General features: G+C 65.8%; 20 protein-coding genes and 2 pseudogenes. 13 read left to right on the forward strand and 9 right to left on the reverse strand.

All coding sequences use genetic code 11. From position 1 onward, the window contains the following. Window positions 1-3: 3 nt before the first annotated feature. Together A0U87_RS15930 and A0U87_RS26770 are read right to left on the reverse strand one after the other, a co-directional pair. Window positions 4-1,749, reverse strand: a complete 1,746-nt coding sequence (locus A0U87_RS15930; RefSeq protein WP_137405693.1) for an asparagine synthetase B family protein — start codon at window positions 1,747-1,749, stop codon at window positions 4-6. After that, complete coding sequence (locus A0U87_RS26770) at window positions 1,746-2,114, reverse strand: lasso peptide biosynthesis B2 protein (protein ID WP_276609729.1); 369 nt, start codon at window positions 2,112-2,114, stop codon at window positions 1,746-1,748. Before A0U87_RS26770 ends, A0U87_RS15930 begins: the two co-directional genes overlap by 4 nt. Window positions 2,115-2,177: 63 nt before the next feature. Here A0U87_RS26770 and A0U87_RS26775 point away from each other — a divergent pair, with 63 nt between their 5' ends. After that, on the forward strand, window positions 2,178-2,381 hold the full coding sequence (locus A0U87_RS26775) for a hypothetical protein (RefSeq protein WP_240700574.1): 204 nt from the start codon (window positions 2,178-2,180) through the stop codon (window positions 2,379-2,381). 122 nt (window positions 2,382-2,503) lie between these two features. Here the strand turns inward: A0U87_RS26775 and A0U87_RS15940 are convergent, their stop codons facing one another. The 4 genes from A0U87_RS15940 to A0U87_RS15955 form a co-directional block, all read right to left on the reverse strand. After that, window positions 2,504-2,638, reverse strand: coding sequence for a benenodin family lasso peptide (locus tag A0U87_RS15940; RefSeq protein WP_137405695.1), 135 nt, complete (start codon window positions 2,636-2,638; stop codon window positions 2,504-2,506). A gap of 176 nt (window positions 2,639-2,814) precedes the next feature. Next, complete coding sequence (locus A0U87_RS15945; RefSeq protein WP_137405696.1) at window positions 2,815-3,432, reverse strand: GntR family transcriptional regulator; 618 nt, start codon at window positions 3,430-3,432, stop codon at window positions 2,815-2,817. 209 nt (window positions 3,433-3,641) lie between these two features. Further along, window positions 3,642-4,073, reverse strand: a complete 432-nt coding sequence (locus tag A0U87_RS15950) for a MarR family transcriptional regulator (RefSeq protein ID WP_137405697.1) — start codon at window positions 4,071-4,073, stop codon at window positions 3,642-3,644. 193 nt (window positions 4,074-4,266) lie between these two features. Beyond that, window positions 4,267-4,620 (reverse strand): hypothetical protein, encoded by a 354-nt coding sequence (locus A0U87_RS15955; protein ID WP_240700575.1) that lies wholly within the window; start codon window positions 4,618-4,620, stop codon window positions 4,267-4,269. Here A0U87_RS15955 and A0U87_RS26240 point away from each other — a divergent pair. Then, on the forward strand, window positions 4,607-5,110 hold the full coding sequence (locus A0U87_RS26240) for a hypothetical protein (RefSeq protein WP_170978406.1): 504 nt from the start codon (window positions 4,607-4,609) through the stop codon (window positions 5,108-5,110). The genes A0U87_RS15955 and A0U87_RS26240 overlap by 14 nt on opposite strands. Here A0U87_RS26240 and A0U87_RS15965 read toward each other — a convergent pair. Then, window positions 5,097-5,570 carry a sigma factor-like helix-turn-helix DNA-binding protein gene (locus tag A0U87_RS15965; RefSeq protein WP_063976345.1) on the reverse strand — a complete coding sequence of 158 codons (474 nt, stop codon included), beginning with the start codon at window positions 5,568-5,570 and terminating at the stop codon, window positions 5,097-5,099. The two genes, A0U87_RS26240 and A0U87_RS15965, sit on opposite strands and share 14 nt — an antisense overlap. Window positions 5,571-6,678: 1,108 nt before the next feature. Between A0U87_RS15965 and A0U87_RS15970 the strand changes: the two genes are divergently transcribed. The 11 genes and pseudogenes from A0U87_RS15970 to rlxS all read left to right on the forward strand — a co-directional run bounded on the left by A0U87_RS15970 (window position 6,679) and on the right by rlxS (window position 16,700). Further along, on the forward strand, window positions 6,679-7,212 hold the full coding sequence (locus A0U87_RS15970) for a DUF2285 domain-containing protein (RefSeq protein WP_137405700.1): 534 nt from the start codon (window positions 6,679-6,681) through the stop codon (window positions 7,210-7,212). Between the two features lie 499 nt (window positions 7,213-7,711). Next, on the forward strand, window positions 7,712-8,689 hold the full coding sequence (locus A0U87_RS15975; RefSeq protein ID WP_137405701.1) for a zincin-like metallopeptidase domain-containing protein: 978 nt from the start codon (window positions 7,712-7,714) through the stop codon (window positions 8,687-8,689). Then, window positions 8,686-9,114, forward strand: a complete 429-nt coding sequence (locus A0U87_RS15980) for a DUF2958 domain-containing protein (protein WP_137405702.1) — start codon at window positions 8,686-8,688, stop codon at window positions 9,112-9,114. The genes A0U87_RS15975 and A0U87_RS15980 overlap by 4 nt, the downstream gene beginning before the upstream one ends. 108 nt (window positions 9,115-9,222) lie before the next feature. After that, window positions 9,223-11,015 (forward strand): annotated as a pseudogene (locus A0U87_RS15985) (ParB N-terminal domain-containing protein). A gap of 188 nt (window positions 11,016-11,203) precedes the next feature. After that, entirely contained in the window at window positions 11,204-11,632 is a 429-nt protein-coding gene (locus tag A0U87_RS15990) for a DUF5990 family protein (RefSeq protein WP_137405746.1), read from the forward strand. 351 nt (window positions 11,633-11,983) lie between these two features. After that, window positions 11,984-12,283, forward strand: a complete 300-nt coding sequence (locus tag A0U87_RS15995; RefSeq protein ID WP_137405703.1) for a DUF736 domain-containing protein — start codon at window positions 11,984-11,986, stop codon at window positions 12,281-12,283. A gap of 158 nt (window positions 12,284-12,441) precedes the next feature. Then, window positions 12,442-12,672, forward strand: a complete 231-nt coding sequence (locus tag A0U87_RS16000) for a DNA-binding protein (RefSeq protein ID WP_137405704.1) — start codon at window positions 12,442-12,444, stop codon at window positions 12,670-12,672. Further along, window positions 12,669-13,247, forward strand: a complete 579-nt coding sequence (locus A0U87_RS16005) for a S26 family signal peptidase (protein WP_137405705.1) — start codon at window positions 12,669-12,671, stop codon at window positions 13,245-13,247. Before A0U87_RS16000 ends, A0U87_RS16005 begins: the two co-directional genes overlap by 4 nt. Then, entirely contained in the window at window positions 13,235-13,882 is a 648-nt protein-coding gene (locus A0U87_RS16010; RefSeq protein ID WP_137405706.1) for a lytic transglycosylase domain-containing protein, read from the forward strand. The genes A0U87_RS16005 and A0U87_RS16010 overlap by 13 nt, the downstream gene beginning before the upstream one ends. 232 nt (window positions 13,883-14,114) lie before the next feature. Beyond that, the gene (locus tag A0U87_RS16015; RefSeq protein ID WP_240700576.1) at window positions 14,115-14,546 is read left to right on the forward strand and encodes a hypothetical protein; all 432 of its coding nucleotides are present in this window, start codon (window positions 14,115-14,117) and stop codon (window positions 14,544-14,546) included. Window positions 14,547-14,735: 189 nt separating this feature from the next. Further along, window positions 14,736-16,700, forward strand: a complete 1,965-nt coding sequence (gene rlxS / locus A0U87_RS16020; RefSeq protein WP_137405707.1) for a relaxase/mobilization nuclease RlxS — start codon at window positions 14,736-14,738, stop codon at window positions 16,698-16,700. Window positions 16,701-17,654: 954 nt separating this feature from the next. Here the strand turns inward: rlxS and A0U87_RS27035 are convergent. Beyond that, the gene (locus tag A0U87_RS27035; protein WP_137405747.1) at window positions 17,655-18,197 is read right to left on the reverse strand and encodes a DNA cytosine methyltransferase; all 543 of its coding nucleotides are present in this window, start codon (window positions 18,195-18,197) and stop codon (window positions 17,655-17,657) included. Then, window positions 18,080-18,811: pseudogene (locus A0U87_RS16035) on the reverse strand (IS256 family transposase); the annotation flags it as partial. The pseudogene A0U87_RS16035 and the gene A0U87_RS27035, both read right to left, overlap by 118 nt. Window positions 18,812-19,215 lie beyond the last annotated feature (404 nt).

The raw sequence follows: 19,215 nt of genomic DNA on the forward strand, positions 1-19,215 counted from the left end.
GGGTCAGGCGCGACGGGCAGTGAGCCAGGCTTCGACATCCATGAACCGCATGATCCGCACATAGAGGTGATCCCCTGCGTCCGGCGTCGTCGCTAGGCTGGCCTCCAGTGCCCGCCGGTCGAGGATCCCGCGGGCGCAGAGCTCGCCTTCCAGCAGCATCGCGCGGATCGTGGGGAGGTTGCCGAGATAAAGGCTTCGCACAAGGTTGGTGAAACCGCCCTTCGAGGCACGCTGGACGATCCTGGCCGGTAGCTTGTGCGCATAGGCACGGCGCGCGATCGCCCGGTTCATGCCATCCTCGTACCAGAGCCATGTCGGCTGCCGCAGGCAAGCCTCCATCACCGGCTGCGACAGGAGCGGATAGATAATTGGCATGCCGTCCGCACCATCGAGATAGTCGATAAGGGCAAGCCCGCGCATGATCGCCGCGACATGCTCGCGCTTTCCGACCGGAAGGTCTGCGAACTCGTTGATCCAGGGATGCGGGGGATGCGCTTTTCTTGCGTCGAGCAGCGCGGGAGCGAGCAGGCGCTCGTCCCGGGGCCACGTCCAGGCCCGGCGGCGGCGCAGATGCTTCTGCAGCGATCGACGGGCGATCAGGAAGGGCGAGCATTCGGTTACCGCGGCGACCTCCATCACCGTGCGCCAATATCCCGCCCCCAGCCCTTGGGCGGCCATCCTGTCGCTTGCCGGCGTCGCCGAGCGCAGGAAGCAGAAGACATTGTCGCCGCCGCTGCCATAGGCGATCGCCCTTGCGCCGACCTCATGGGCGACAGCGCTGCCATGCTTGACGAGGCTTTGCGTGAAGGCGCGCGTAGACGGCCGGGGGCGCTGCGCCGCGCTCGACACGGACAGGGCGACGTCGGCCGGGGAGAGGTCCAGTTGATGCGGCTGCAGGTCGAGATGCCGGCAAACCTCGCTGGCAAATAGGCGTTCGTCGCCGCTCCCCGTGCCGCTTACCAGGGTGATCGCATGGCGCAGGCCGGGGAGCGTCGCGGCGAGCACCGAGGAATCGAGCCCACCGCTCAATGTCAGCGCCACCGGACCGACCTGCCGCGACCAGTCGCGGCACGCATGGTCCACTGCCCGCACGACCTCGTCCTGCGCCTGCGCGAAAGACGGGAGGGCCGCGGCGTCGATGAACTTGGCCGGGCTCCATAGCGCATGATGATAGACGCCCTCGCGGCCGATATGCAGCATCTCGCCGGGCAGAACCTCCTTGATGCCAACCAGGGCGCTCGCGCGGCCCACCAAGTCGGGATAGAGTAGTTCGTCTGCGACGACCAGCCAGTTGATCGCATTGGCGCGGCCGCTGAGCGCCTCGATGAACGGCAAGTGGGACGCGATCACCACTTCGCTGCCCCAGCGCCTATAGTAGCAGGGACAGCGAGCGGATGGATCGCGATAGATGCACACCGCATCTCCTCCCTCGATGCCGGTCCAGGCCACGAAAGCGCCCCACCGCGTTTCGATCGCTTCGAGAAAAGCAGCGGGCGCGGCGTTGGAATCGACGACCCCTATGAACGGCGATCCGCCCGGTGTGCGCGCAAAGGCCGGCCCCACTATGTGAATGTCCGCAGGAACGCCGCCGATGCTTTGGGTCGGACCAGCCGCGAACAAGATGTGAGCGCTCGAGACGGCACAGGGCGCCAGGCCGAGGCGATTTGCCACCGCATCGGCCGCGGTTCGGGCAGGGGCCGGGCGGCCCTGCGCCAGCGTCACCACGCCCAGATAAGCGCCAAGCATCATAGCTGCAGGATCGGCGTGAAGCAGGCGACCCGCTCATGCGTGTCTCCCAGGATCATGTCATGGTCCTGGATCCAGCAATGCGCCTCGAACGGGTCGAGGCGCACGCCGAGCACAAGCCGGCAGGCCATGTTTCGCGATCGCAGGAAATGCAGCAACGCGATCGAATCGGGGAGACAGCTATCCCGCGTCGGGACAAGCTGTCGCGCCTGCACGAACAGCGCAGTTCTGGCTGCGGCCCGGCCCGGCGTCATGGGCGCCGACGGGCGAGACTGGAGGCGGCGGACCCACCTTATGAGTAGGCGCAGCGGAATGAGACGCACCGCAAGGCGCATGGTGATGATGCGCAAGATCGCCGCCGCTGTCACAAGGGGTCGGCGATGTACCTCGCCTGTGGCTGGCGGCGGTGCATCCCGCGCGGGTACCGCGATATGGCTCGGCTCCGCAGGGCATCCGAAATCCGCGTCGCAAAGGCCGATCCGGGCGAGGGCTTCGAACTGGGCGGAGCCATCGGCACGGGCGCCGCTTTGTCGCAGGGCGTGGAAGGCCTCGACCAGATGCTGAGGCAATTGCAGGTAGATGTCGCGCGCAACGTCGATGACGACGATCCGCCCTGCGACATCGCACCAATATAGGTCCGCGCGGGCCATGATCTATTCTGGCTCCCTGCATGCCGGGCGTCGCAGGCAAAGCCTGCCTCGCGGTTTGCGGGTGACGAAGCCTGGCGCATCCCCGGCCGGGAATGCGCCAGGGTAGATCAGTCGTCGAGGATGCCGGCAAGGCCCTGGCCGGCAGGCGCATCGACCGTTCCACCGGAGATGCCCTTGGTTTCGACGCTCACCGCGCCGAGTTCGACGCCGTCGTCACGGCGGTCTTCGCTGTTGCGTTCCATTTCGTCTACTCCTTCTCGCCGCTGGATTGCGGCAGGAGAAGGATAGGATCCGGCGTTTCTGCATGCGAACTTATATTATGCCGGAATGAGAGCCTTCGGGATTCGGCGGGCCGGACTATTATACTTGGTCTGGCGAATGTCTCATCATGCCGGATAAATATATTATGGGTCGCGATTCATAGCTCTATTATCTCGTGGATCGTCAAGCTCGATTGTACGCGCTCTCGGTGATAGCGGACCATGGCTCGGCGTGCCGCGCCGATCTGCTCCCCCTCGATCGTGGCGACGAGCTGCGAGAATTCGCCGACGACATCGGGGAGCAGGCGGTGTTCCAGGGCCCTTGCGCGTGCCAATGCGCGTGAGGCTGCTGCAACGGCCTGCTCCAACTCCTCATTTTGCGGGACGGACGCCAGGATGCCGAATAGCCTCTCGGATGCCGCGGCCACTTGTCCCGGCTCCAGGGCCTCATGCTCGAACGCGCCGAGTCCGCCCGTTGCGCTCTTTGGCAAGGTACGGTCGAGGGCGATCCGGATCAGATAACCATGCCAACGATAGAGCCCGGCGAGCCGGTCGGCATCGAGCGGCCGGACGCGAAAGCCGCCGCCCGGAAGCAAAACGACCAGGCGCTCGCCGACCAGCCGGTTCAGGGCATCGCGGACCGGCGTGGCGCTCGCGCCGAACTGATCGGTAAGACGGGTGAGCTTGAGCATCGTGCCGGGCGCAAAGGCGCCCCCGACAATTTCCCGTCGGATGCGACGATATGTATAATCTGCCGTGATGGGTTCGGGCGCCATCCTTCCTCCGTTCTGCGCATCGGGACTTCCGCACACTGTGCTCTGGTTCTTTGGGGTCCTGTCGGTTCGCTTCCGCGTGCGGGTATCGGCTTGGCGCGCCGGCTACTCGCACGCGGGATGGCTCATGCCGATCCTGCTGGCGCTGGTCTTGTACCGGGGCATGTCGACGCCTCACCGGTGGCATGCGGGCGCCCGGCAGGGACTGCGTTCTATGCCGACATGTCGGTCCCGTCGTCTGGGCAAGCACCGCCCCAGATGCTGACGAATCGATCAAGTAGTCGGACAATCTTTGCCCTGCCTTCCTGCGTGAGGCTGACGCGTACATAGCGGTGGTCGCGCTGTCTCCCGCTACGCTCGGTTCCATTTTCCGGGCTCGCGCCGCGGCGACAGAGGACGAGGCCATGCCGCTCCAGTTCGCCGATCTTGCGATGCGCGGTCGACGCCGGCACCTGCGAGGCCAGGCACAAGCTCCAGGCGTGCAGCGTGCGATGCTCGCACTCGGCCAGATAGAGTTGGGCGAGCATGTCGAGGCGCGGGGTGGATGCAAAGTTGCTGCCGAGGCAATCACGCGTCGCCTCGCGCATGCTGGCGAGAATCCGGCATGCCTGGGCGCGCAGCTCCCCGTCCGTCAGGCCTGTCACCTGGCCTCCTCCCTATCCTGTCCCTTCCTGACCATGCGCGATCGCCCGCCTCTGCGATGTGTCACCCTGGCGCGATCCCGAGCGGTCCTGTTCCGAGCCAGAGCGGCTCGGCGGCATGCGATGACGCCAGCCGGACGCTGCCCGGGCCGCGTCACGGTCGCGACACTGCCTCGTGCCGAGCCGAGTAGCCTCGTCATTGCCCGACGAGGCTCCATGCCGGATCGCGGTGGCCATGAAGGCGGCGTCGATGATGCCGCTCCGTGCCTATGATGAGGAGGAGAAGCATGGGATAGGACAGCTTGCCGACGATCCACCAATAGGCCAGCGGCAGGATGTCGGCGTCGAAGGCACGGGCGGCATGGGCAGCGAGCGCCAGGCACTGGATCGCCGCGACCCAGAGCGGCCAGAAGCGATTCGCCCTCAGCGCGATCGCGAGTAATGCGGCGAGGAGCGCCGCATCGATCCAGACGATCGACCATTGCACGTCGCGAAAAGCCAAGGCCCCCTGCATGTTCGTAAGGCTCGTTGCGATCGTGGCGACCAGCATCGCCGCTGCAGCGAGGCGCTCGGGGGCGCCCCCGCGCCAGCCGGCGTGGATCGCCAGGACTAGGACCAGCAGGAGGAAGGCCGCGATCGGGGTCATCGATGTCGCGGACGTGCAGGGGCATCGCCGCCGCTCATCCGCCGGCCCCGGATGGCTCCAGGCCGAACGCGCTTGCCGGCGGCTTGAGGACGTCGCCGAACGCCTGCACGTCGATGCCGAGCTTGCGACCAAGCATTTCAAGCATGCGGTGGGCCTCGGCGACATGTCCGAGCGCGCTCGATGTCAGCAACTGCGCGTTGCTGATGGCGGCCAGGACCTGATGGCCCGCGACGGGGGACAGGTTGCGGCCGACCTGCGCGAGGATCGCGGAGGTCGAAAGCTCGCCGCCTTTTGCGAACAGGGCCTGGAGCAGCTTCTCATAGGCGTGCAGGTCGCTGGCGAGGGCCGCGACGGCCGGGCCCCGGGCATGCGGGCTGGCCTTATTCTCCAGTGAAGAACCTGGAGAGGACCTCGAGGCCGATGGCCAGCATTCCGAAGCTTGCGGCGGCGACAAGGACGAGGAGGATGAACCAGAAGAGGCGGTGGATAGGTCCGAGTGCATTGCGATCTACTCCCTTGTGACGAAAGGGAAGCAGCACCTGCCATTCGCCGACCTGCAACCCTTGGCCCGGCACTGGGGGATCGCTCGAGCCGATGGCTACCCCCGCCAATTCACCCCCGGATTTCCCGGGGGGCGTCATATTCTTGCCGCCGAACAGCATTTCGGCCGCCCGGCGTCGGTTGGGTGCGCCCAGGATCGCTACCGCCTCAGAAATATAGGAGTCCACCGTGCCGACGCCGATGCCGAGCTCACCGGCAATCTCCTTGGATGTCCGGAGCTGGAAGACGTGCCACAGGCATTCGCGATGGCGGGGGGCAAGCCTGTCGGCAAGGGCTTCAGCCTCCTCCGTCACTGTGTTGGTCCTTCAAGGACCGATACCGGGAGAGGGCGGGGCGCCGCCCGTTCGATTGACGCGGCGTGGGCCGCGAGGATCATCTTGATTGCCGTCCGCACCAGCGTTGCACCTCCTTCCGCTCCATCATGATCGAGCGGCCCGCAGCACCTTTCCCAACGCATCCAATCCCTTGCCGTTTATGGTCAATTCTGGCCACAGGAATAGATAGATCGCGAACCTTCGGTTTGCCACCCCGACGCGGGGGGAAGACGCACGGTCACGGCGGGTGGCCGATCCGTCTGATCGGTTCGCGTCGTGCGCGCGGAATCAGCGATTCGCAGCGTTCATCCCCTATGTATGGCACCCGGCATTCACGCACCTTTGCGGCGCTGCTGCGCGACATACTGGACCTGCCCGCCAGCCAGCCCGCGGCGCTTCTGCGCGTTCCTGAGCTACGAGATCCTGCGTCTGGCTTTCCCGGCGGCTTACAGACCCGCGCTGCTTCGGGGCGAGGGACGGCTTGGGGCCGGTCCGGGGCTCGCGCCTTGAATTTCCATCATCTCCGGCCCCCGCGCACCCCCACGCCGCCGGGCCCGGGATGCTCTCTCATTGTTCGTCCGACCAGCCCGCTGGAAATCCCCGCCACGATCTTCGGGGGGTGACCGCCGCGCGTGAAGGCCGCGATGACCCAAGGATGCGCTGTCGTTGCCCGGCCCGGGCATCGCCATCGCCCGGGGCATCGAGATCGGCTGCCCTTGCGGAAAGGGGGGATATGCAGAGGTCTGTTGATCACCGCTTCGGCTCCCCGAATGTGCGTATCCCTTCCGCATCGCCTCGGCGCCCGCGCCGGGCCCATCCCGTCATGCTGGCGCCTCCGCCGCCCGCCACCTGGCGATGATAGCCGGGCCGCTGGCTCGCCGTATCGAGGCACTGGTGCGTCGCGGGCGTGCCGGTCTGGCCTGGGAGGTGACGCGGCGCGACCCCGCCTATCGTGCTGACTGGGAGCGCGCGGTCGTCGCTGACAATCTACCATCCGGGCGAGACGACCGCCCGTTGGTCTCGCGCAAGGCTGCCCTGGCGCACCAATGGGGGTTGCACTTTTGCCGAGAATCCAGGGGAGGATTCTATGCAGGTGGTGCCGGTCTGGTCTGCCGTCCTCGATCCGTGCGTCCTGCGCGCCCGGATCGCAACTGGGCAGGCCAATGCGTCCTGTCGCTTCGATGCGCCGGCCCGCCGGGCGCGCCGCATCTCGGGGACGGAAGGCGAGCATATCGCCTTCGACTGCCTGGGGGAGGTGGCGCGGATCGATTTTGTCGGGGAGAGGTTGCCCGACGAACCAGTGCTGCTGAGCTTCGAAATCATCGCCGACGAGCGGCTTGGCTCGCAGTTGGCCGCGCTCCAGCGGATCTACTTCCATACCGGGGCAGGCGAGCAGGCGAATCGGCTGCGGCGCCAGCATCTGTCGCTTCTCGCCGCAGATGCACGCGCCGCAGGGGCGAGCCTGCGGGATGTCGCCGAGCTTGTCCTGGGGCCAGGCAACTGGCCAGGCGATGGCGACCACCGCAAGTCGCTGGTCCGCCGCCTTGTGGCGGCAGGCGCCCTGCTATGCGAGAAGGGACCTGCCGCAATCCTGCAATCCTGGCCGGACGGGAATGGCTGACCGGCCTTGTTCCTCTTCCGCTTCGATTGACCGGGCGTACAGGTCTGCTTCTGCGCTGGCGCATCGCCTTTCTATCCTAATCTCCGGGCCGGAGAGATGACGGGGCGGTGGAGGCTTCGGTAGCCAGGGCTCGAAGGGCGCATCGCGCAGGGCCACGACCGCGCTCCAGGGCTCGCTGCCCTCGCCCCCGAGCCCCTTGCGGGTCTCGGCCTGACGGTGACGATCGCTTGCGCAGGATGATGGTCGCCGCGCGGTTCGCGCGGCGGCGCTTTCTGTTTGCCTCTCCCGGCGTGGCGGGTGTGGCCGGCGCTCCCGGCTAGGCCCGTCGCGGCCAAGGACAACCCCGCTCGCTGCGCTCCTGCGGGGTGCTCCACATCCGTTCCGCCCTTGCGGTGTCCTTGCCCGCTGGAGCCGGGCCTCTTGGTCGCATTTCGCCGCCCACCCCCGCCTTTGCGGGGAGGCTTTGTGCCTTTTTTTAGGGTGGTGGAAAGGACAGGCCATGCCGAAATCGTCTAGCCGCAGTGCTGCCCGTGAGGTCGGAAAGGACAGGGACGGCGAACGTGCGAACCTTTATGACGAGGTGACCACGCGCATCGTCTCGGAACTGGAGGCGGGGCGCTTCCCTTGGGTCCAGCCATGGGGAAAGATCGAAGGGCCGGGCGTCAACGCCGCGCCCGGCCTGCCGCGCAACGCGGTGACGGCCCGGCCTTACTCTGGCGTCAACATCCTGATCCTGTGGTGCGCCGTCATCGAAAACAGCTGGCCTTCGCAAGGCTGGCTGACCTTTCGGCAGGCTCGCGAGGCGGGAGGATGCGTCCGTAAGGGCGAGCACGGCGTAAGCGTGGTCTATGCCGATCGCTTCACCCCCAAGGGCGAGGCCGAGCGGGCGACGCGCGATGGCGACGAGCCCCGCGCCATTCCCTTCCTCAAGCGCTTTACCCTCTTCAACGTCGCCCAATGTGATGGGCTGCCCGCAGACCTTGCTGGCGATCCGGTGCCATTGGACGAGAGCGAGATCGAGCCGGTCGCCCGGCAAGTGATCGCTGCCTCGGGCGTCGAGTTTCGCGTGGGCGGGGACAAGGCCTTCTATGCGCCCGGTGCCGACTTCGTCGCCGTCCCGCCGCAGGCCGCCTTCTTCGATCCGGTGAACTGGCACAGGACGGCTTTTCACGAATTATGTCACGCGACCGGCCATGCGAAGCGGCTGAACCGGGATATGACCAATCCCTTCGGCAGCAAGGACTATGCCCGCGAGGAACTTATCGCGGAAATGGGCTCGGCCTTCCTGTGCGCCGCGCTCGGCATCGTCCCGACCGTTCGTCACGCCGATTATCTCGGCGCGTGGCTCGATGTCCTGCGCGAGGACAACCGCGCCATCTTTCGCGCCGCCAGCGCTGCCTCCAAGGCCGCCGACTGGTTGCTGTCCCGCCATCGCGAGGTCGAGAGCGCCCGCGCCGAGGAAAGGATCGCAGCATGATCCTGCTTCCCGATGACCTGCGCAAGGCACTGCGCGCGAACGCCATTCACCACGGCATCGCCCTGCGCGGCGGCCTTGCCGAACCGGACTTCGTGCCCCTTCTCAAGCTGTTCAACCCGCTGGGCGCGTCGACATGGCTGGCGAGCGAACTCGCCGAGGATGGCGATACGCTTTTCGGCCTTGCCGATCTTGGCTTCGGTTGCCCGGAACTCGGCACGTTCAGCCTCTCGGAAATCGCTGCCATCCCGCTGCCTTATGGCATGGCCATCGAGCGCGATCTCGCTTTCGAGACGGCTCATCCGCTTTCCGTCTGGGCCACATGGTCGCGCCGGTCCGGCTCGATCCTCTGGGCGCAGGCGATGCTCCGCCGCCATGGCCCGGCTTCGGGCGAGACGGCTGCGGACCCTGATCTTCCACCGTCCTGACGGCGGATGACGCAAGGCGGCGCGTCATGCCGCCACCCTCAGTGCCGGTCACGTCCTGAGCATCGCAAACAGCGCGACCAGCACCTTTTGACGAAAGGCAAATGACCCATGAAACTCGACCATATCCCGCTCGACAGGCTCTATGTCGACAAGACCAACATGCGCTTTGGCCGCAAGGCGCCGGACGTCGCCGACATCCTCCCGACCATCCGCGCGCGCGGCGTCATACAGTCGCTTCTCGTCCGTCCCCCCGATACCGAAGGCCGCTTCGGCATCATCGCTGGAAGCCGCCGCTTCCACGCAAGCCGCATCGTCGCCGACGAACGGCGGGACGCGGGCGATATCGATCCCGACGCGCTGCTCCTGCCTTGCGCGATCATGGAGGATGGCGACGATGCCGCCGCCATCGAGGCCTCGATGATCGAGAACATGGCCCGGCTTGACGCCGACGAAGTGCGCCAGTGGGAGAGCTTCACCCGGCTGGTGCGGGAAGGGCGAGGGGTCGAGGAGATCGCCATGACCTTCGGCCTGCCCGAACTCTCCGGCGCGTCCTTGCCCTCGGCAACCTTTTGCCGCGCATCCGCGACCTCTATCGCGCCGAGCGGATCGACCGGGTCACCGTCCGGCACCTGACACTAGCCAGCAAGAGCCAGCAAAGGGCATGGCTGGCCCTGTTCGATGACGCCGCCGCCTATGTCCCCACAGGCCACCAGTTGAAGGCCTGGCTCTTTGGCGGCCAGTCGATCCCGGCGCGTTTCGCCCTCTTCGACATCGATGGTTTCAGCGGCGCGACCGTCGCCGACCTGTTCGGCGAGGATCGCTACTTCGCCGATCCTGACGCCTTCTGGGCGGCGCAGAACACAGCGATCGAGGCATCGCGCGCAGCCTATCTCGCACAGGGCTGGGCCGATGTCGTCATCGTCCCGCCTGCCGAGCATTTCCATTCGTGGGAATATGAAAAGGCCCCAAAGCGCAAGGGCGGGCGCGTCTATGTCGATGTGCGCGGAACCGGCGAGGTCTTGTTTCACGAAGGCTATGTTACGCGCGCCGAGGCCCGCCGGATCGAGCGCGGCGAAGCGGCCGCGCCGCCCAAGGCCCAGCGGCCCGAGCTAACGTCCACGCTCCAGACCTATGTCGACTTGCACCGCCATGCAGCCGTGCGCGCCGCACTGGTCGGTCATCCCTCGCTTGCCTTGCGACTCATGGTGGCGCACGCCATCATTGGCTCGCCTCTATGGACCGTTCGTCCCGAACCGCAGGCGACGCGCAACGATCAGGTGCGCGAGAGCATCGAGACATGCCGGGGCGAGGCGGTCTTCGACGCGGAACGGCGCGTTGTTCTCGACACGCTTTGCTTTGTCCCCGAAGAGCCCAGCGTCACGGGCGGGAATGGCGATGACTATGGCGTCGCAGGACTGTTCCTGCGTCTCGTCGCGCTGCCCGACGAAGAGGTGATGCGCGTCCTTGCCGTCGTCATCGGCGAGACCTTGATGGCAGGCTCGGCAGCGGTCGAGGCGGTCGGCGCGGAGGTCGGCATTGCCATGGCCGACTGGTGGCAGGCCGACGAAGCGCTCTTTTCCTTGCTGCGCGACCGCGAATTGCTGGGCCGGATGACGGCGGAGGTGGCCGGTGAAACGGTCGCCAGCGCCAATGCGGGCGAGAAGGCGAAGACCTTGAAGCGGATCATCGCCGATCATCTCGACGGCGCGGAAGGTCGGGACAAGGTCGAGCGCTGGGTGCCGCGCTGGATGCAGTTCCCCCCCTCTGCCTACACGCAAAGAGGGGGCGTCGGAACGGTTGCCGCCCATGCCAGGGTCGTCGCCGTGCGCCAGAGGACCTCGGAGGATTGCCTGGCGGAATTGGAGGAAAAGGAGGAGAGGCCTTTGCCCCAAGCGGCATGAACGAAGGCGGCCGGGCGCAATCCCGCCCGCCTGCCAGATGCTGGAAAATCGCGCCGCGCGGCCTCGCCCGATGGGCTCGGCCGCGCGGCTTTGTCCCGTTCGCATCCATGCTGGAACAGGCCAGCATGGCGCATTATGATAGGTGCGCGGCTTTCGGGGGCGAACGCGCGCCAACAGGGAGAGCGATGATGAAGCGCGCCGACACGACGGAAATCGCGATGCGGATCATCATCGACCGGCCGGTGCCCGGCGTGTGGCACAGCCTGCAATCCAGGGACGGCAACCCGCTGGACCCGCAAAGATCTGCCGATGGTGAACCGCTCCCCTTCGACTTCGCCGTGCGGGTCGGGCCTGGTCCCAAATTCTTCGGCGACCAGGTTCGCCGCGAAGGCCCCACCCGCCGCTTCGTCTATGTCCGCGTGGGTCAGGCGGCGGGCGATCATGCCTCACCCTGGTCCCGCCGGATGAAGGTCGACATCCATGATATCGACCCGGCGCTGCTGGCTCGCGCGGCGCGGGGCGGGATCATCGTCACCACCGTATGCGGCACCGCCAGGGACGGCAGCCCCGTCTGCGCCACGGTCCCCGCGCTGCGCCGGGAGCTTGCCGAGCGCTAGGTCGCGGGAGGCTGGCTGCACGCCCGGCGGCGCGCAGACTCCCCGATGGGCTCATCGTTGCATGTGGTTCGGACCCGGATCGCGCCAGCAAAAGTCTCCACTTTCCCATGACCCGTGCCGCCCCTGGCCTCTCTTGAAGGCTGGTCTGGCGGCGTTCGCGCCTTGTCCATGCAACGGCTTCGCGCCTCTTTCTTCCCCGCCCTGACGGGCTCCTCGCGAAACAAGAAACAGGCGCTTTGCCGTCCTTCGCTGGCGCTGCGGCCGTCCCGGTGCACGGCGGCGCGACGCCGCCCGATCGACCGCCATCGAGGCCGCATCGGGCGGCACTCGGGCAATAGAAGGAGACATATCATGGCACAGATTGGCAGCTTCACCCGCAACGAGGACGGCATCTACAACGGGGAAATCCGCACTCTCACGCTTCGCGTCAAGGCCACCATCCGGCCGGTCGAGCGCGAGCACGACAAGGCCCCGGACCACCGCGTCAGTGCCGGCGGCGTCGAGTTCGGAGCCGGCTGGACCAAGGCCGCCCGCGAGACCGGTGCTGAATATCTCAGCCTCAAGCTCGACGACCCGTCGCTTCCCGCGCCGATCTACGCGACTCTGACCCAGGGCGACAATGGCGAGCACAAGCTCATCTGGTCCCGCTGAAGTCCACGCCCCCCGCGCCGAACCCGGCGCGGGGGCCTTTCATGCTGTGTCGAAAACGCCGTTGCCGGTTCCGACACTCCCGGCCCGGTATCCCGCCCGCCATCCTCGATATCGCGAACCCATCGCCATGGGTCGCTCTATCGAAAGGATGGCCCATCATGGACGACGACGACCAGATCGCCCGGGCGACCCGCGCCAAGCGCGGCTCGCCCTTCCTCAACACCGAGCAGGCGGCGGCCTATCTCAAGATTTCAGGGCTGCTGCTGCGACGGATGCGACGCCTCGGCACGGGGCCGGTGTTCCGCCGCCATTGCCGCTACGTCCAATATCATATCGACGATCTCGATGCCTGGTCGCGCGAACACAGCGCGCGGGGACTTTCCAAATGAGCGGCCGTCGCAGTCGCTTCAAGGACGCGCCGCTGCTCGCCTGGGGCGAGGCGCTTCGCCTGCGCAAGGAAGTGCAGCACCGCCGCCGCTGGCGCTTCTTCCTTGTCGGCCTGGGCGCGGGTCTGGTGCTCGGCTCGGCCATGCTTGCGCCATCGCCCCGTCTCGTCTGGAATGCCAGTGCGAGCGCCCCTGTCGGGCTCTACCGGGTCAGTCCGGGTGCGCCCACGACAGGCGACATGGTGGTGGCGCGCTTGCCGGAACCCTTCCGGGCGCTCGCTGCGGCCCGGCGCTATCTCCCCCGCAACGTTCCCCTCGTGAAGCGTGTCGCGGCCGAGGCCGGCGACGAGGTCTGCGCGCTCGGTGACCAGGTCTTCGTCAATGGGCGGCCGGTCGCGATGCGCCGGAAACTCGATGCCATGGGGCGGGTCATGCCGTGGTGGCACGGCTGTCGCATGCTCCGGCGGCAGCAACTCTTCCTGCTGATGGACAGTCCGGATTCGTTCGATGGGCGCTATATCGGGGTGAGCGAAGGGACCGATCTCATCGGCAAGGCGCAGCTGCTATGGCGCCGCTGAAATGGACGGTCGTCGTCCTCGCATTCGCCGCGTCGACGCCGATATCAGCTCAGTCCCCTGCCGGGTCATCGACCGGGCAGCCTGTATCGACGGTCGCGACGTGGCGGCCCTACATCCGCGAAGCATCACGGCGCTTCGGCGTGCCGGTCGCCTGGATCGAGCGCGTGATGCAGGCCGAGAGCCGGGGCCGCACGGCGCAGGGTGGGCGGCCGATCCGTTCTCCGGCAGGGGCCATCGGACTGATGCAGCTCATGCCCGGGACCTGGTCGGACATGCGCGCGAGACTCGACCTTGGCGTCGATCCGGATGACCCGCGCGACAATATCCTCGCGGGCACCTTCTACCTCCGCCTAATGTACGACCGCTTCGGCTTTCCGGGGCTCTTCGCAGCCTATAATGCGGGTCCAGCGCGCTATGCCGACTATCTCGCAGGTCGCACGAGGCTTCCGCGCGAGACCGTCGACTATCTCGCCAGCGTTGCGCCGGGTGGACACGAAAGCGATCAGCCCCCGGTGACTGCCCGGCGGGTGGAGGGGCTCTTCGCCGTCCGAAAGATACCGGCATCGCCGCCTTCCGATAGCCTCGATGCACGGCGCCAAGGTTCTCTTTTTGTCGCCCTGTCGCAGGGGCAGTGACGTGAGGTCGCGTGCCCCCGAGAGGGAGGAAGCTCGTCTCGATAGGCCCAGTGTGACGGCAGGCGCAGCGGCTATCAAGGCCCGCGGGTACCCCCCAATTTGCTGCGCAAATCGGTTCCCCCCACGTCCGCATCGCGGCTCTTCGCTTCGCTCATCGGCCCTGACAGCCGCTGCGCCAGCCGTCGTCGAAACGCCGTTCTCGATGATGGGAACGACAGCGAAGGAGGTCATCATGGCCATGGTTCCGCACATCGAAACGGCGTTTTCCGGACGCAATGACAGGGTCGTGTCGGCGCTGGTCGCAGGGCTGGAGCGGGAGTTCGGGCGCGGCGCGGCGGAAGGCCTGGCCCGTCATTTCCTGGAGGTGGAGGAAGTGGATTTCCGGTGGGATGCACGGAGCGAGGAGCGCTGGCTGGGCGCCTATAAGGACCTCGATGATGCAGTATTTGAACTGGACCGGGTCGCCATCTGTGGCTGCCTTGATGGGTCGTGGTTCACTGCCATCATGCTCGTGGATGGCGACGGGAATGCCCATGGCATGACCGGGTGCCGTGTCGCCGGGATCGAACGGAGGCGCGCGACGGGATGCTCCATGCGCACTGACCAGCGAAGAGCTCGGGTGGAGAGGCGTCGTTGGTTCGACATCGTCTCTGCCCTTTTTTGAGGCGGAAGGAAATGGGAGAAGGGAGAAAGGGGAAACAAGATAAAGGCAGTGTCTCGCGACCCCTGCCAAGCATTTGTCTGCACATCCTTTTTTCACGAGACAGACGATCGCGGCCGCGAGACGGCCAGAGCAGGAATAGCCGAAACCAGCCTTTTCCTGCTCGAAATCGCGAGACTGAGGTACTTCGCGATGTCTGACGACGATTTCATCCCCAAGCTCGGCAGCCAGCGCAGCGAGGATGGCAAGAAGGTCGTCAAATATGGCGGACGCATCCGCGCTGCTGCACGCCTCGCGGGCACGAAGACCGGAGTCCGCTCGCGGCGGTTCGACGGCAGTCGAATCGGGCGCGGCGCGAGCATGGGGCGTTTGCTGTCGAGCCGCGACCGGCTCGCGAGATTTCGCGGACGCCGTGCGGTAGTGAAGGCAAGCCTGATCCGCTTGGCTGGCAAGGGCGGCCAGGCCGCCCGCGCGCACATGCGCTACATCCAGCGCGACGGGGTGACCCGCGAGGGCTTACCAGGCGAACTGTACGGTCCCGAAACCGACCGTGCAGATGGCGGTGATTTCCTGAAGCGGACCTCCGGGGACCGCCATCAGTTTCGCTTCATCGTCTCCGCCGAAGACGGCGCGGAATATCCAGACCTCAAGCCTTATGTCCGGCGACTGATGACGCAGGTCGAGCAGGACCTCGGCACGAAGCTGGACTGGGTCGCGGTCGACCACTTCAACACCGGGCGTCCGCATACCCACATCGTCCTGCGCGGGGTCGATGACCAAGGCGACAATCTGGTCATCGCGCGGGAGTATATTTCGCACGGGCTTCGCGAGCGCGCCACCGAGCTTGTGACGCTCGACCTTGGCCCCCGGACCGATCAGGAAATCGAGGCGCGCCTTTGCCATGATGTCGACCAGGAACGGCTGACCGCGATCGATCGTCGGCTGCTCCGCCGCATGGACGTCGATCGAACGGTATCATCGGCCGACAACGATCCCTTCCAGCAATCGGTGGCGGCAGGACGGCTTCGCAAACTGAAGGCGATGGGCTTGGCCGACGATATCGGTGGCGGACGCTACAGGCTCGCCGAGGGGCTGGAGGAGACGCTTCGCCGCATGGGCGAGCGCGGCGACATCATCCGCCTCATGCAGCGTGAGTTGACCGCCCGCAGGCTTGACCGTGCCGGCGTCGAGCAGGTCGTGTCAAATGACCTTCGAGAACCGATCGTCGGACGCGTGATTCAGCGGGGCTTTTCCGACGAGCATCGCGACCGGCATTACCTGATGGTCGACGGGGTCGATGGCCGGGTCCATTATGTCGATATCGGCCGTGGCGATGCCACGCCATCGGTTCCCGAAGGATCGACCGTACGGATCCTGCCGTCGCGGATCGAGGCGACCCAGGCTGATCGCACCGTCGACGCGGTCGCCCGCGCCAATGGCGGGCGCTACTCGATCGACCTGCACCTGGCGCACGATCCGGGTGCTAGCGAGGCCTTCGCAACCAGTCATGTCCGGCGGCTCGAGGCGATGCGGCGCGCGGGCAGTGGACCCGAACGTCTGGCGGATGGAAGCTGGACGATCCCCGACGATCATCTCGCGCGGGCGGAAGCCCACGCCGCGCGCCAACAACGCGACCGGCCCGTCACCCTGGCGGTGATGTCACGGTCCCCGGTCGCCGACCTCGCCGTCAAGGGTGCGTCGACCTGGCTCGATCGGGAGCTTGCCGAAGGCGGCCATGGCGCTATTCGGGATGTCGGTTACGGGCGTGAGGTTCGGGCGGCTCTTGTGGCGCGTCGGCAATGGCTGATCGAGCAGCAACTGGCCGACGGAGGGCGTTCGGCATTCAGGTATCGCGACGGTGCGATCGACAGTCTTCGGCAGCGCGAGTTGCGGGAGGCCGGTAAGCGGCTCGGCAGCGATCTCGGCAAGGGCTTCGAGCTTGTCCGGACGGGCGAGCTGATCCAGGGCGTCATCGCGCGCAAGGTCGATCTCGAAAGCGGGAGCTTCGCGGTCGTCGAGCGCTCGCGGGATTTCACCCTGGCGCCGTGGCGTGACGTCCTTGATCGTAATATCGGCAAGGCGGCGTCCGGGATCATGCGCGCGGACGGCGTGAGCTGGCAGTTCGGGCGCCGGCGCTCGGAACCGTCGATCAGCTGATCGACGTGTTGCTAACTCTTGGCCGATAGCTATGATTTCCTCGCGCGTGCGAGCCAGCCGATGGCATCGCGGTCGGATACGGAGGCAACGGTAGACGAAGCGACAGCAATGGCACCGTCGACCGTGCCCATCGCCGCTATCACGATGCCGGCCGGCGCTACGTTGCACAGACCTTCTACTCCGGTTGGGACGCATTGAGGCGCCAACGCGACGCACTGTGAGCGCTAAAGCACCCCACAGGGGAGCGCTCAGGCAGCCTGATCGATGACGGGACTGGCGGTGGCGCGACTATGAACGCCCGCGCTAGGGAGGCGGGCTCAATGCTGGTGGCCTCTCCCAGTGACAGCACAGCCTCGACGTGGTGTCTAGCGCGTTGTGATGGTGTTGTTATCCGATATGAGCTGATGCGCTTCAACTCGGCGTCCTCGGCTACAACGCCAATGTTTCGCATGGCGAGACCCGGCACCGCAGCCTGTAGAATAGGTTCCACATTGCAATCATTTCGGCCATCCACAGCCGCCTCCTACAGCGCCGGCATCACGCAGCAGATGGTCAAGCCGGACGGCCACCTAGCGCGCAGGTGGCAATGAACCGATCGTAGCTGCGGCGCCCCGCGCGGCAGGCCAATGTCCGATTTATGACCAGCCGTTCAAGCCGGCGCTTGGCATTGAGGCCGCCCCGTGCATGCAGCTCGGGCGCGTAGAAGTCGGCGAGCCGGACTTCGATCCAGCGGCCCGGCCGGTTGGACCGAAACAAAAGCTGTCACCATCACCGACATAGCGACATAGCGCACCACACCGGAGAAGGTCGTGCCCTTTGCGCGGAGCGCACCCTCGCATGGATCGGCAAGGGCAGGAGCGGTCCACGCGCGCCTGCAACGCACGCGGCCGCGATGATGAGGCTATGCTTCTTAAAGCCGGGATAAGGAAAGCGGTCCGGTTATCTCGCTCGCAACTACGCAGCGTCTTCTAAATCGGCGACCACAGTTTCTTCAAGTGCCGCCAAGATCGAGAGACCCACGGCATAACCCAGGACCGGGTGAACGGCGTCGCCGATCCATTTGGCCAAGTTTTTCCGTTTGACGGGCATGTGCGGGGGCTCGAAATCGAACCAGTCCGGAAACCCTTGGATGCGAGCCGCCTCGTGCGGCGTGATCACGCGGCGGCGCAGCGAATGTACATAGCGTCCTTGCCCCGGCGTTCCGAAACCCGTCGTGATCGTCTGGGCCGGCTTGTCCCAATGCATCCGGCCGTAGACCGCCGTATAGGTGGTGCCGTTCTTGTGGCAGTCGGGTCGTTGATCGTCCGGAAGATTGTAGAGGTCGTTGTCGAAAAGATAGTCAATGCGATTGAGGTTTACCGACGTCAGCGTCGGGGCAGTGTCGATGAAGCGATCGGACTGCTGGCAACGGCGCGCAGCCCTTTGTGATCGTCGGAGATGACCAGCTTCACACCACGCAGGCCGCGATCCGCCAGCGAGCGCAGGAAGGCTTTCCAGAAGGGTTCGGCCTCCCAGGGGCCGGTGGCTACGCCCAAAACCTCGCGCCGGCCATCGGTGTTGACGCCCACCGCGATTATCGCCGCCGTCGAGACAATCCGTCCGCCCTCGCGCTTTTTGAGGTAGGTGGCATCGATCCATAGATAGGGCCACTCGCCTTCAATGGGCCGCGTAAGGAAGGCATTCACCCGCTCGTCGATCTCGGCAACCAAACGGCTGACCTGGCTCTTTGAAACACCGCTGGCGCCCATCGCTTTGACCAGATCGTCGACCGAACGGGTCGAGACGCCATGGACGTAGGCTTCCTGGATCACTGCCGCCAAAGCCTTCTCGGCGGTGCGGCGTGGCTCCAGGAAGCTCGGGAAGTAGCTGCCCTTCCTGAGCTTGGGGATCGCCAGATCAATCCGTCCCGCGCGCGTATCCCAGCCCCGCTCACGGTAGCCATTGCGGTGGTTGAGCCGCTCAGGGCTGCGGGACCCGCAAGGCACACCCGTCTTCGCGTCGATCTCCAGATCCATCATGCGCTCTGCGGCGAAAGCCAGCATCTCACGCACCAAATCGCTATCAGCCCCTTGCTCAATCAGCTCGACAAGGGCCATTCTATCGTCGGTCATCGTCTTCTTCTCCAGGTTCGAGTTCGCATCCGAACCCTACCAGAAGATCGACGGTGGCCACCCTCTCAGGGAAACCTTCCTACACCACCCCGCGGGACACGACCCATTATGATCGCACCTGTTCGAAGACAAAATGGCTGAAATGATCGCCGATGGAGATGACGCTATTTCGCGTGATGAAGGCCCCTGAACGACGGAGGGCGGACGGAAACTGCGAAATAATAGAGGGCGATGGCACAGGCCAATGGCCGCTATCGGACGTTAGAAGGATATCCTAACATGCCCTTTCGCTGACAGGATCGCCTGTCAGGATTGTGATTGACGAAGGACAAATATTCGCCCGTCACACGTGCAGAAAATCAAGATGTCGCATTGTGGCCTTATGCAATCTCCGCATAGAGTTG

It is taken from the genome of Sphingobium sp. MP9-4 (genome assembly GCF_005281675.1).
GTDB lineage: Bacteria > Pseudomonadota > Alphaproteobacteria > Sphingomonadales > Sphingomonadaceae > Sphingobium > Sphingobium yanoikuyae.